Here is a 13,175-nt window from a genome sequence, read left to right as displayed (position 1 = left end):
GAGCGGGTGCGCGTGTTTCATGCCGCGTCTGACGGGGTGTACAGGGCTCCTCGGATTACAGCTGATTTACATGTTCGCAGACGCGCTTCCACGCCGCTTAGGTGATGGCTAAAACCCTACGCGGGGATTTCCCTGGCCGGGTGGTGTTCCACGCGGATCGTGGCGCCCAATACACCAGTGAGCAAATCCACAAGGTCACTAAACGACTCGGGGTTGACCAATCCATGGGACGCACCGGGGTGTGCTGGGATAACGCGATGGCTGAGTCGTTTTGGTCAACCTTGAAAAACGAGTTCTACCATCGTTTCACCTGGCCAACCAGAGCCGAGGCGAAACAAGGCGTTGCTAGAGAAAAATCCCCCACCCCCAGAAAACCCTACAATACCAACAAAAAACCCGCCCTACCAGCAGTAGGACGGGAACCGTCGCAGAGGATGGGGGATTCGGCGTGAGAATGGTTATTACGTGCGGATTTGCTTGTTTAAATCTGCAACGTGGGCTATATGAGGGCTTACGGAGCGGAAAAAATGGACACTGTGGAAAGGAATTTATCCGCATAGGATACGTTCTCTAGAACTATCCTATACGGACAACTGTACAACCGAACCACTTAATGGTGTAATTAAGTGTTCCGTTGTACATAGGGGTGAGTCATGGGAAACGCTTTAGCTACGGGTCAAGGAGGGGTGGTGACTACGGCGGAAGTGACTGAGGCGGGATTTCGCCGGGAGTCCTTGGGTGACCTCGTGAATGAAGGAAAGTTAGAACGGTACAGTCGTGGGATTTACACTGTCGTTGACGAATGGCCGGACGAGATGGTGTTGTTGCAGCGGCGGTACACGCGGATGGTGTTCTCCCATGAAACCGCCCTCTACTTGCACGGGCTAGCGGATACGGCTCCACACCGTTACACGGTGACGGTTCCCTCGGGATATAACCCTCGCAGTCTGGCGGACCAGGATTTGCAGGTTTACCGCTGCAACCGGAAACTGTATCCGTTGGGATTAACAACGACAGTCACTCCGTATGGCAATGGGGTGGCGGCGTATGACCGGGAGCGTTCATTGTGTGACCTGTTCAGGGGGCAGGACGTTGTGACGGAGCAGATAAACTTTGCCATGCGGGAATATCTGGATTCACCGGCGAAGAACTTACCAAAACTGACGGACTATGCGGCGAAGCTGCGGGTTGCCGGTCGGGTTGATACCTATTTGAGGACGGTACTGTGAAGAACGTGATGCAGCTGAAAGCCCTGGTGAAGAACTACGCCAGGAAGTACGGACTCAACGAGCCTGTCACTATGCAGGTTTATATGTTGCAACGCTTGTTGGTGCGGATAGTCGCGTCGGAGTACCGGGATGATTTGGTGGTTAAAGGTGGTTTCCTGATGGGAGCCTTGGCAGGCTTCGAGGCTAGGTCAACCAAAGACCTCGACACGACCGCTTGGCATACCGCAGTGAATGAAGAATCCGTGCGGCTGATGTTTACCGAGATTTGCGGTGTGGATGGTGGAGACGGGATTACTTTCAAAGTTGAGGGTATCAAAACCATTACTGAACAACGCCGCTACCACGGAGTCAAAGTGAATCTGGTTGCGGTTTACGAGGGGATGCGGGTTCCTTTGTCGGTTGATGTCACTGCTGGTGACCCGATAACACCAAATCCGGTGAAACGGGTATTCCCGCTGATGTTGGAAGGCGAGGTCGTGGAAGCTTGGTCTTACCCCACTGAAACGGTGCTGGCAGAGAAGCTGGAAACTGTACTGTCACGGGGAACCGCCACCAGCAGGGCGAAAGACTTTTACGACCTTTACGTGATTGCTTCCATTCCGGATTCTTACGATACCAGGCAGCTAAAGGAAGCGTTGCGGAACACGACGCAGGCCAGGGGAACTTCGCCTGTTATGGACGATGCGGCGGCTACGCTTCGGCAAATCGAACAGAGCAATAACCTGCGGAAGACTTGGCGGAGCTTCCAGGAATCCAACCACTACGCCGCAGGCATTACCTTTGAGGATTGCTGCCGAGTTTTGGGGGATTTTGTTGAGGAGTTGCTCTAATTCCAGATGCTGCTTATTCGACTTGGGGGGCATGACCCCTCACCCCCCCAAGTCACCACTCAAGTCGAGAGACTGTTAGAGAAGTTAAAAGCAGGTCAGGAATTGTCTGCTAAAGAACTAATAGACTCTTTGAGATTAGCGAGTTGTGCTTACTTCCGTAAGGCGTATATGGTACCTGCCCTAGAATCAGGCTTGATAGGAATGACTATTCCCGATAAGCCGCAATCGTAGAACCAAAAGTATCGAATTTATCGGTAACTGTATGACTTAATTTGCCGATTAAGCGTTCGGTGGTACACCCGAAAATTCTGGTGTTGATATTTACGCTATTGCTTTAACGCGGTGTTTTTCAATGTATTCAGCAACATCTTCGTGGCTGAACCTGATGTACCCGTCATCTACGAATCCGATTTGGCGGCGGTCTTTGAGGAGATAAACCTTTGAGCGGGAAATGTTGAGAATTTCGGCAACCTCGGTTGCTTTAAGCAGTTTTTTGTTTAGCTCAGTCATGTTTTGTCCTTTCTCTTGTGTGAACTTATAGGCAGTCACCTTTCTTGTGTATCGAGCCTTTTTTAAGCTCTGGTTTTATTATGCAATATAAATGCGTTTGAACCAACGATTTGGGGTCTTAACCGCCCCGTACACCCCCTGTGCCGCCCTGGTCTCCGTCCTGGTCTTCCCGGTGTCCTTGTTGTACACCTCATAAGTCGCTTTCGGCAAGAACTGTTTCGGGTTGGACGCGACCACTACTGGTTTCGCTATCGTTAACGTGACCGGGGTGCCGTCGCGTTTCATAGTAATACGTCCGGAGGAGTCCACGAACCTGGTTTTCGCGTTGCCTTTCTCATCAGTAGCTGTTAACTTCACGGACTTCACACCCCCGACGGTCTGCCCCCAGTCGGAGACGAACCCGTTGGCGTTGCCGAACAAGGTCGGCCTAGACGGGATTAATGCGGACTTCTCATCTGTCGAGTTTTTCAGGTTAGAAAGGTTGGATTCGCATCTGACGGCTGTGCCGGAGATACCTACGCCGGGCACCGCGAGACAGTCGGACATGTTATAAGCGTAAGGCAGACCGGTACGCGGGTTAACTATTTCCTTTTCCGGTATTTCCGCCCCGACGCCTTTACGTCCCGAATCGTAGTAGAACTTGGAATCGTCGAAGTTGCAGGTGTTCATTAGGTCCATGGTCTGGTAGTACTGCTCTTTCGCTTCCTCACCGTTCAGATTATTGTTTACGATGGCGGTGCCGTCGGAGTCAATAGTCATTATCGGGTTGATAACTTCAGACCACACGTAGCCTTTCCAACGTCCGAACGCCCCCGGGGGGAACGGGATGAACTGGGATTGCACATCCACCCCGCCCTTCTTAGGCACCCCGTTCGCGGCGGCACGGTGCGTAGTAATGCCGTATTGGAGAGAACGCCCGAAAGTAATCGTGTTGTCCGACTTGCCGCCCTTGCCGAAGTTAGAAGACTGCCCGGCAGAAACCGAGTCTATCCCGTCCAGACCTTTAAAGAACGTGTCCGCTTTCGTCACGTTTTCCGCGTAGCCTTTCAGGGGGTTCACGAGGGGTTTCTCGAAGATTTCCCGGTTCTTCTTTAAGTCTTCCGGTTCTATCTTGTCGAGGTCAGCCCCGTCAATCATGCCTTTCGTGGTCGCCTTCCATACCCAACTGCGGTAGTTTTTGTTACCGATACGGGTGTTTTCGTTGCCCGAAGAAGTGCTCCATACGTACGAGGTTCCGTCGTTGCCGTTCTCGTCAGCCTGCGGTAATCCGCTTTGTTTAGACAAGGTGTCGGAGCCGAACTGTTTCTCTCTCGCCCCTTTCAGAATCATGTCCCGGTCTGCCTTTTCAAGGAACCCGGAGTCCACCATGTTCTTCAGGGCACCCTCCATGTCGCCGGTCTCCGTGTCCTGATGGAACACTGGTTTCCCGTCGCCGTCTTGAGTATATTTCCCGGTGCCGATAGGGGTGGTTCCGAGGTCGTCGCCGGGTTTATGTAGTCCGTCTTTAAAGTCGCCCCCGGCGTCCTTCATCTGCCCTTCGTTACCGAACTGGAAGTAGGAGTTGTCGCACGCCCATACTAAATCAGCACTGTTTCCTAAAACTCCCGTCTTATAGTTCAGTTTCGGTTCGCTTTCTCCCTGGAAACCGGTGCCGATACCTTTCGCGGCGTTCTTGTAAAACTCAGAGTTCTTGTACTCGTCGGTCTTGTCGTAGGGCACCCCGAAATCAGTCATCACCTGAGAAGTATCCGGGTCAGGGTCATTGTTCTTAGCCCAGTGGATGCGGTTCTTACCAGGCGTCATGTCGATAGACCGGTCGCCGAACTCAGTCTTCTTCAACAGCATGTCGCGGGTCTGATTATTAGAAGTCTTCGGCCCATCAATCTGGTCGCTCCACGCCTGGACTGCGGTCACACAGCGGCCAGCCGCACCCGCGTCAGTAGCGGAAGCCTTAATACTGAATTTGTAGATACAACCGGGACTCGCCATTACATAGTTGGGGTGGGACTTCCACCACTTATCCATCTCGCTCCATATTTGACCGCCACGCTTCACAGCAATGTACTTCGAGGATGCTCCGTCGCCGCCTCCTAAGTCGGCAGCCGCGTAGGCCCCGCCGTCCCAATTGTTGATAGAGTCCTCGGTTTCCTTGATGTAGTCCTCGAACGGCTTGTTCACCCCCGGAGAGTAGTAGTCGCAGGCTTCACGCCCGACCGGGGTTTGAGTCATGCCCGCACCCGCAACCGAAATCAGTTGCACGTCAACTTCCGGCTTAAAGTTGCGGTTCGGGAAATCCTTCGGGTACCTCTCAGTAAAATATTGATGCAGGTCACGGTCACCCATTTGCCCGTACTTGTATTTCAAAAACGCTTCAATAATGGAGTTGCCTTTCAGCTCCTTGCGGATGCCTTTCTCCTCGTTAGTCAACATCCATGGGCCGGGAGCCTCACACAGCTCACCTGCCCCCTGAACCTGTCCTGGGGCAAAATACCCTACGTTCAAACGGCGGTGGATGTCGGTGTAACGGTACGAGGCGATGCATTTGTCACGCACGCGTTCGCCGTCCACAATCTTGTAAGACCACTCGGTGCACTTACATAAACCCGGGATACCAGGCGTGCCACCGGTAGGCCGATTGGCGGGAACCATGTTCCCTGTGCCGGAGGGCGGGGCTTTAGGAACGTCTTCCGGTGGGCGTGGGCCGTTCGGGTCAGGTGCAACCTTATTGAATATATGACTATCCGGCTGGTCGCTGAATTCCAGATAGGCACTGCCTTGGGCTTTCCACTCGTTCCATTTACCGGCCAGCTTCGCAAACCACGAGGGCGGAGCTCCTTTCCCGCCGCCTTCCGTAGTGGATTTTAGACTGCCAGAGGCGTTCGCCTGGGGCAGGTCTGTCGGATTTTCGGTGAAAGGCGTTATCGAAGCCAGGGCAGTCACCGACAGTGCCCCCGCAGCAATTACCGCCAAAAGTTTATTTTTCAGGTTTCCCATTTCTATCTCCTCGCTTCCAAAACCAGGGTCAATCGAGTCTCACGTTCCTAATATCGTTCGATGCGGGTTTTTCGGGGCACCCAAGGTGCTGCGGGGGATTATTCGGGCTTTTCTGTTTTTGACTTTTCGCCGCAAAATAGCGGGAAAGGATTGCAATTCCAACGAAAACCGGACATAGCTCCTTTATTTTTCGCGGAACCGGCCTTAGAATTTTTATCAAGAGGTCGGAAAAGCCGACCGGGCAGGGAAAGGAGACGAAAATGAAGCACGGACGCAAGCGAATTGTCGGCTTTTTCGTTGGATTAACTTTAGCAGCAATGGGGGTGCCTGCTGTATCGTTTGGGGTCGGAAATAATCCGCAGTGGGGGCAGGACATCCCGACGGTGCAGATTTGGCTGGATGATACCTCATGTTCCGGAACAAAGATTTCTCCTTACCATGTACTAACAGCCTCACACTGTATTCACTATAAGGGTACTGAGTTTGAGAACTTCCACGGAGTGGTAATTACCTCAAATTCCGGCATGAAAATAGGTGATGCGGCTTCTTCTCGAATCTTCCGGAATGGCGGAAACATTTCGAAGGTTTCCGTATATCAAGGTGCTGACATCGCTTTGATTACTACTAAAGTTCCTTTATCTGGTACAACGGCTTCTATTACCTTACGTGAATCACTTCCAGACAGTGACATGACAGGGCAGGGAGTTTCCCTTTGTGGTCAACGTCTAGTTGATAACAGCGGAAATCCAATTGCTGGTGGTGAATACAACGCTTCGTGCTCTGTAGCCGATGGACGGGTTACGCTAAACAGCACGCACATCAATACCTTGTGGTCTAGTGGCCCAATCCCTATTTATTACGGCGACTCTGGTGGTGGCGTATTTTTAAATGGGAGTCTAATTGGTGTTATTTCCAAAGGTGCAGGTGTCACCTGGGAAGAAGCATGGCACAACGGAAAGCTTGTTGAAGTAGCTAGAGAGCAATACTCTCCCCAACCCCTAATCACCCGCGACGTGTACAACTGGCTGGTTGCCCATGGTGCCCAGGTGACTTTGGCTGCTGCTCCCCAGCAGCCCCAGCAGCCCAAGCCGCAAGGCATCCAGGTAGGCAAGTCGCGTATTGGTGGTATCACTCGTGTTTCTACTTCCACAATGCTGCTAGATAACGCCGCGAACAAGTCCGAGGTGGTGTTGGCTACGGGTCGCAACTTCCCGGATGGTTTGGTGGCCGGTGCCCTGGCTGGTGCCAGCAAGTCCGGCGTAGTCCTGACTATGGGAACCACCGCCATCGAGCCGGAGACTCTAAGCAAGTTGAAGTCCGTGGGAACCAGCAAGGTTACTATTGTCGGCGGAACCGGTGCCGTCAGCCAAGGTGTGGAGAATTCGCTGAAAGCAGCGGGCATCCAGGTTGAACGTATCGCCGGTGCTAACCGTTACGATACCGCCTTCCAAGTATTCGAGAACATGAAAGCCAGCGGAAAGTTGAAGCTGAATGCTCGGGGCGAGCCGTATGGTGTGTTCGTCGCCACTGGCAAAGACTTTCCGGACGCCCTGGCTGCCTCCGCAGTCGCGGCGAAAATCGGTACGGCGGTTATCCTGGCTGATACCCCGGAGCAGGTGAATCGCGTGGCGGGAACCTATCCGTACGCAGTAGGAGCACAAACCTACAAGTTGATGGCGAACATGAGAGTGTCTATGTCAGGAGGGTTCGATGGGAAAGACCGCTATGACACGGCGAACAAGCTGGTGAATTGGTCGGAATGGAGAGGCGGCGACACCGTAATGGTGGCTGTCGGCACGAATTTTGCTGATGCTCTTGCGGCTGGTCCGCTGGCAGCTTCCACCGGACAGTTGCTGGTTTTGGCGAATCCTTCGTCTGCGGTTCTCAAGGTTCCGGCTAGTACCAAGAACCTGGTGTTCATTGGCGGGGAAGGAGCGAACCCCGACAAGTATGCGGTAGTGAACTGACGTTGTGACTGTCAACAAAATCCCCCATCCTTTGCCGGATGGGGGATTTTGCTTTACGCCTCCCAGCAACCCGCCCCTTCCTGCGGTTTTACGGGGAAAGCAACCCCGGTCACCGTAAAAAGTGACCGGGGATTTGCCGTCTCATGATTTCGCCGTTTTCCTTATCGCCAGCCGCATCCCCGCCCCGCCCGCCGCAATCAGCAGCGGGGATGCCCAACTCGCCGCTGCCGTCTGCCGGAACGTTCGGGGTTTCGTTCACCCCGGCGACCACAGGATTCTTGGGCTCCGGGAGCGTGGTTTCGGGCTGGCGTGTGGTGGTTGCTCCCTAGGTTCCGTGAGCGGATGACTGGAAAAAAGTCTAGGTCATCTCCCCGGCTGCTGGAGCAGCCAAGGAAAACGACCCAAGCCATTATTGAGATATATTCGGCTTCTAATAGTTAGGAGCCCTGTCTACACAGTATATTAAATTATCAATATAAGCGAACATTGCCTATAAGAATAATCTAAGATTCTAGCCGCTTTTTTAGAGTCCTGCACCACCATTTGTGGCACATCCGCCCATACTGTAGGTGCGGTTTTGTCTTTAACCGCTTGGGCGGGGCTTTTTCTTTTAAGCTGTTTTGGGGTAGGACACGACTTGTCACGCCGCTGTCCCGGATGTTTCAATGTTTCATGAATTTTGGGAGACTTCCGTGAAGGCTTGCCTGGAACGTAACGTTTACTTTTCTTCCTAGTAGCAATCATCTTTAGATACGGGGTAAATCCGCGTGAAGCAATATTAGCAGCAGCATTCACATCCCTATCGGCGGTAAAACCGCAGGTGCAGGCATAGATGCGGCCAGGCGTAGTTTTCCTGCGGTTGCCGCAAATAAAGCAGTTCTGTGACGTGTACGCAGCATTCACCCGTAATACTCTGGAGCCGTTTTGTTCCACGTAATGGTTTAACCAGCGGTTCACCTCTCCACGATTCCACCGCCCGGTAGCCATAGTGTTGCGTATGTGCGACAAATCTTCGACTACTACGGCACAGTTGTACATATATGCCGTATCAGCTATTTCTTGTGCGACGATTTTCGCTAGCTCTTTGCGTTTCCGCGACAGTGAAGCACGTTGCTGTTCCAGTTCTTTCCAAACACTGTAAGAAAACCGTTTGTCCAGTTTCTTGTGCAAAAAAATCACTTGCCGGTGCGTAGCATTTACTTTATTCTCTAAAGAATGTACTCGGCGGGAGCCATCATGCGATTCAATAATTTTCCCGCCGCTAATAACTACCCATGTTGCCGTGTGCTTCTGCCCTAAATCTACCCCAACCAGGAAGTTTTGGTTTAAATCACGCTGCTGATACGGATTAGATACGGCAAAATCAAAGAAAAGTTCTCCGTCTTTTAATCGGACGGTCGGCAACGCGAGTTTCCCGCAGTACCGTGGCGGAATATTGAACCCAACCCCAACCCAATGACCGTCTATCACCATCGCCAAAACGCCCGGTTCCAACCATTTTGCGTAATACTGTCCGGCGAAGCCTAAATTCATGCGATATGGAACGGTCGGCGGTCTATCGCTTGCAGTTCGTTTCCATCCGGCGGAAACATAACCATCATATTCGCCATTCGATGCGTCACGTCTGGCTTTCCAAGACCTGAGAATTTCTACAACGTGCCCACGGAACAGGAATTCAAATCTGGATGAGCCAGGCTTCCCCTTTAACACCACACCTTTAGGTAGTTTTATTCCTAAATAATGCCCCGCAGCGGCTGGTTTCAGGTGAGAGAATTCCTCTATTTCTCGAAAAATCCCGTCTTCTAAAGAATTTATCTGCCATTCCACCAGGTCGTGCAGGGTTTCCACGTCACGCTTAAGCGAATCGGCACAGTCCAGGATTTCACCGGTTTTAATGTCGGCGAAAAACTTGGGCTTCAGCGTGAAACCCTGCCAGGTTTCATGCCCTGGCATTAATCTTGCCTTCTGCTTTGGCTAGAAACTGCCGCTTTGCAACGTATATTTTTGCTCATGGGAGCTAATATCGTTGCGTTTATTGTCTACGCAGTATGGGACTTCGGTTAGCTATTAATAAAAACTCCCTAAAAGCCGCCGGAATCCGCCCGACCCCATCCGCATTGTCTATGTGGCGTCGAGATAGGCAGAAATATCAAAGTCGAAGAAAAGACGGAGACAAGATGACTTGATAAAAGTCTTGGTCACTTTCCTTAGCTATTCGAGCAGCTAAGGAAGGTGACCAAGACATTATTGAATATATTTTTGGCTTCTAGTAGACAGGAGCCATGTCTATGAGCGCCCGTTTCGTTATGTCGGAGCGGGTGCCCCCGCACACGAGAATATCACGTCACGTTGTCGATAACCTCCGAGTCTTGAGGTGCCAAAATGACACCTCAAGTTTCCCCCGCCCCTCACGCACTAAACCGTAAACGGCGGGGGGTAACGTCACTTCATCTGTTTTCTTGATTTGCGTGCGACTAGCACGCCGAGTCCGGCCATGGCACCTACCAGTGCCAGCGAGCCGAGGGCGACGCCGGTTTTCGCAAGCATCCCGGCGGAGGCACGCGGCCCGATGTTGCCGCCGACGTTGTTACCCCCGGAGATGTCGGCATTAGGATACCCGTCCCGCAGCCCGTCTGGGACCTGCGGGGCGTTTCTCAACGCCTTCTCGATTTCTTCCGGGGTGCAGGCCACTATTTTGATGGTTCCGGTCTCAGTAGCCAGGTTCCCGGCTTTGTCGCGTGCCGTGAACTCCGGATGGTAGACGGTTCCCGGTTTCGCTTTCTTGCCTAGAATTCCGAAGAATTGGCGGTCTTTGATGAAGTCGGCATGAGAATATTTCAGCCCGTCTGGGGCTCCCGTCGTATTAGTAACTTCAACGGCTCCGTTGCGTGCCGAGTCCAGAATCTGTATCGGATAAGTAAGGTTCACCATTGCTTCGCAGGCGGGCAGGGAGAGCGTCTTCGGCATGACTATCATCGGCGGAGTGGTGTCTACAACATTCACTCTGACCTGTATGTCGGTCTTATTGCCTGCCGGGTCGGCAACACGCCAAGTAGAGTTGTAGACTCCCAGGTCACGCGGCTTTCCTTTCAACACACCGTCCTGGCTGAGTTCCGTATTGTCGGGCAGCTTCCCGGAAGCCAAAGAAACCAGGGGTTTCACGCCGGGATTGTTGTCTTTCACGTTGATTTTCAGTTCTATATCGGTTCCGGCTTCCACAGTCCACTGGATATGACCGTTCACCATTTTAGAACCTTCCCCGCCGGTCGCTTTCGGGGCGGTGGTGTCGATGATGTGGAACAGAATAGTAAACCTAGTAATGTTGCCCGACGGGTCTGACAGGGTGGCGTGAGTCGTATAGTCCCCGGTTTTAATCGGGGTGCCCGAAATGGTTCCGCCTTTACGGTCGGGGGCGAATTGCAGCCCGTCGGGCAGCGGCCCGAACTCCAGGCGTGTGGCCTCGCCGGAGTTGTCGCTGGTCTCCAACCTAATCGGGTTTATCGGGGTTCCAACTTCTAAAGTGTATTCCGCGTTGGCGTCCCGGGTATCTTTGCCGTCTATCGTGACGGTCGGCGGGGTGGAGTCCGTCACGATAATCACCACGACGGTTTTCGTCTCGTTGCCGGACTCGTCCTTAGCAGTCACGTCAACCCGGTATTCCCCGGGCTTGTCGGTATTCCCGGTGATGTTGCCGTCGGGGTCAATAGTCACCCCGGGCGGCAGTTGCCCCGGATTATCCACACTCACGGTGGTTTTACCGCCGGAGTTGTCGTTAACATTGATTTTCTTGTTGCAAGGCTTGCCGGTCTCGCATTTGAAAGGGCCGCCAGATATAGTCGGCGGAGTGGTGTCCACAATGTTTATCACAACCTTGTCCGTGTAGGCGTTGCCTGCACGGTCGGTGACTGTGACCGGGAACTCCCGTACTCCCGGGGTGCGGGCTATGACCGTCACTTTCAGAGTAGTGAGCCCCGTGGCGGGGTCCTGAACTACCTCAGTGGCGATGTTTTGGGTCGCGTTGTTTTGCGGCATCTGCCCCAGTTCCAGAGAGGGCGGGAAGCCGTCGTTGTCGCTGAATTGCAGCTCCACCTCGTTCTTAACGGAGGTTTCCCCGGTTAACTGCGGGTCGCCAACCATGGACGGCAAGGTCTTGTCCAAAACAGTCAGGTAGTACCTGGCACCAACAGAGGTGTTGCCCGACGGGTCGGTCACTTTCACATCTATCGGGTAAATTCCTGGCTTCTTCGTCATGCCGGAAATCAGCCCGGTGTCCTCGTCGTACCCTATCCCTAAAGGCAGCCCGCTGATGTCATACTTCAAGTCGGACTCGGAATTGTCTGTGGCGACAATCTGCCTGGTGTACACGTCCTCCGTGGTGGTGGTGTCGTCATTGAGCACATGCAGCCCGTCGACAACCAGAGGGTTGCCGTGTTCGTCTTTGATAATTTCGGGAATCTCGGGCGGGGTCGTGTCGATGACTTTCAGGGTGAACACTTTCGGATTAGTAGAGTTGCCCGCCAGGTCGCGAGAAACAACCGTCATCTTATTGACGCCGTTGTTCCTGGCCAGCTCCGGCAGAATAGTCCCGGACAGGGTGTAGGACACGTCATTCCATCCCAAGCCGCGAGGAATCCCTTCCAACGTCACTTTCGGCTTGTTACCAGAATTGTCCGAAACATTCGGGAACGTGTAGGAGAAGTTGTCCCCCGTGTTCGCGGTCTGGTCGGTGAACGTGATTTGCGGTTCAGTACCGTCCGAAATCGTTACGGTCATCAACTTGTTGCGGACGTTGCCCGCCGTATCTTTCGCGGTGACAGTCAGACGGTACGGGGTTTGCAGGAACGTGTGCGGTTCTAACCTGCCCGTAATCATCTTCGTGAACTTGTCATATTTCAGGCCGTCCGGCAGTGGGCGGGAGAAAGACACGTCCGGATTAATCCCGGAATTGTCGCCCGTGACCAGCTCGAAACTGACCTCCCGGCTGACCTGCCCAGGCTGCGGCTCCAGCCGGTCGGTTAAACCCGCGAAATCGGTGGTGCCGATGTCCGGCTCCGTGCCGTCCGCCACAGTAATCCGGAAAGACTTAGAGGACTTGTTGATTTCATGCGTCGGGTGCCCCGGAATGATGGTGTCTTCGGCGTTCACCGTCACGTCAAAGGTTTTCCCGGTTTCGGACGGGTCGATGTTCCCGGTGATACCGCTCTTAGTCCAGGCGAGCCCTTTCGGCAGACCAGTTACTGAACTGACGATATACACCCCGGAATTGTCGGTGATTTGGAACGGAATGTTCACCTGGTTCTTGCCGGGGGTGATTTTAGAATCCGTCTTCAGGGCTTTGTCTGAAATGGGCTGGATGACCGGGGCGGTGGTGTCGGAGACGTGGATGTTGAACTTACTCACCGTTCCCCTGCCCGTAGTATTAGCCCTCTCGAAGCTCACGGTGACCGGGTAAATTCCTGGCTTTTTCGCGGTGCCGCTGAATGCAACAGTAACCCCACGCCGGTCGGAGCCGGAATCCCTGGTCACTGTATAGGTGACGCCTTGAGGCAAACCGTTTGCTGTGGCCGTAATTGGGGTGGCGTTCACCCCGCTGTTATCGCCGGTCGCCGAGGCGTGGATGGAATACGGCTTCATGTTGGGCGACC

9 protein-coding genes and 1 pseudogene are annotated in these 13,175 nt (G+C 53.4%); 5 read left to right on the top strand and 5 right to left on the bottom strand.

All coding sequences use genetic code 11. The features are described 5' to 3' along the window. Positions 1-104: 104 nt before the first annotated feature. The 4 genes and pseudogenes from HMPREF0577_RS12105 to HMPREF0577_RS12100 all read left to right on the top strand — a co-directional run. Positions 105-347: pseudogene (locus HMPREF0577_RS12105) on the top strand (integrase core domain-containing protein); the annotation flags it as partial. Between the two features lie 306 nt (positions 348-653). After that, a complete protein-coding gene (locus tag HMPREF0577_RS10145; RefSeq protein ID WP_004013799.1) occupies positions 654-1,229 on the top strand; it encodes a type IV toxin-antitoxin system AbiEi family antitoxin domain-containing protein in 576 nt (191 codons plus the stop codon). Continuing rightward, positions 1,226-2,059: a nucleotidyl transferase AbiEii/AbiGii toxin family protein gene (locus HMPREF0577_RS10140; RefSeq protein WP_004013798.1), complete on the top strand. Its 834-nt coding sequence runs from the start codon at positions 1,226-1,228 to the stop codon at positions 2,057-2,059. Before HMPREF0577_RS10145 ends, HMPREF0577_RS10140 begins: the two co-directional genes overlap by 4 nt. A gap of 6 nt (positions 2,060-2,065) precedes the next feature. Further along, positions 2,066-2,290, top strand: coding sequence for a Fic family protein (locus tag HMPREF0577_RS12100; RefSeq protein WP_004013796.1), 225 nt, complete (start codon positions 2,066-2,068; stop codon positions 2,288-2,290). Positions 2,291-2,380: 90 nt separating this feature from the next. Here HMPREF0577_RS12100 and HMPREF0577_RS10130 read toward each other — a convergent pair whose 3' ends face one another. Together HMPREF0577_RS10130 and HMPREF0577_RS10125 are read right to left on the bottom strand one after the other, a co-directional pair. Next, positions 2,381-2,569, bottom strand: a complete 189-nt coding sequence (locus tag HMPREF0577_RS10130) for a helix-turn-helix domain-containing protein (protein ID WP_004018319.1) — start codon at positions 2,567-2,569, stop codon at positions 2,381-2,383. Positions 2,570-2,647: 78 nt separating this feature from the next. Beyond that, on the bottom strand, positions 2,648-5,563 hold the full coding sequence (locus HMPREF0577_RS10125; RefSeq protein ID WP_004013794.1) for a hypothetical protein: 2,916 nt from the start codon (positions 5,561-5,563) through the stop codon (positions 2,648-2,650). A 260-nt stretch (positions 5,564-5,823) separates the two neighbouring features. Between HMPREF0577_RS10125 and HMPREF0577_RS10120 the strand changes: the two genes are divergently transcribed. After that, the gene (locus HMPREF0577_RS10120) at positions 5,824-7,530 is read left to right on the top strand and encodes a cell wall-binding repeat-containing protein (protein WP_004013793.1); all 1,707 of its coding nucleotides are present in this window, start codon (positions 5,824-5,826) and stop codon (positions 7,528-7,530) included. Between the two features lie 109 nt (positions 7,531-7,639). Here HMPREF0577_RS10120 and HMPREF0577_RS11510 read toward each other — a convergent pair whose 3' ends face one another. From HMPREF0577_RS11510 to HMPREF0577_RS10110, 3 genes are all read right to left on the bottom strand, one after another. Further along, positions 7,640-7,789, bottom strand: coding sequence for a hypothetical protein (locus HMPREF0577_RS11510; protein WP_155812138.1), 150 nt, complete (start codon positions 7,787-7,789; stop codon positions 7,640-7,642). A 203-nt stretch (positions 7,790-7,992) separates the two neighbouring features. Further along, a complete protein-coding gene (locus HMPREF0577_RS10115) occupies positions 7,993-9,483 on the bottom strand; it encodes a zinc ribbon domain-containing protein (protein ID WP_004013791.1) in 1,491 nt (496 codons plus the stop codon). 489 nt (positions 9,484-9,972) lie between these two features. After that, positions 9,973-13,164, bottom strand: a complete 3,192-nt coding sequence (locus HMPREF0577_RS10110; protein WP_004013790.1) for a putative Ig domain-containing protein — start codon at positions 13,162-13,164, stop codon at positions 9,973-9,975. Between the last annotated feature and the right edge of the window lie 11 nt (positions 13,165-13,175).

The sequence above is a fragment of the Mobiluncus mulieris ATCC 35243 genome (assembly GCF_000160615.1).
GTDB classification, from domain to species: Bacteria; Actinomycetota; Actinomycetes; order Actinomycetales; family Actinomycetaceae; genus Mobiluncus; species Mobiluncus mulieris.
The sequence above is the reverse complement of the archived record's forward strand: the minus strand, read 5'-3'. Positions and strand labels throughout refer to the sequence as shown.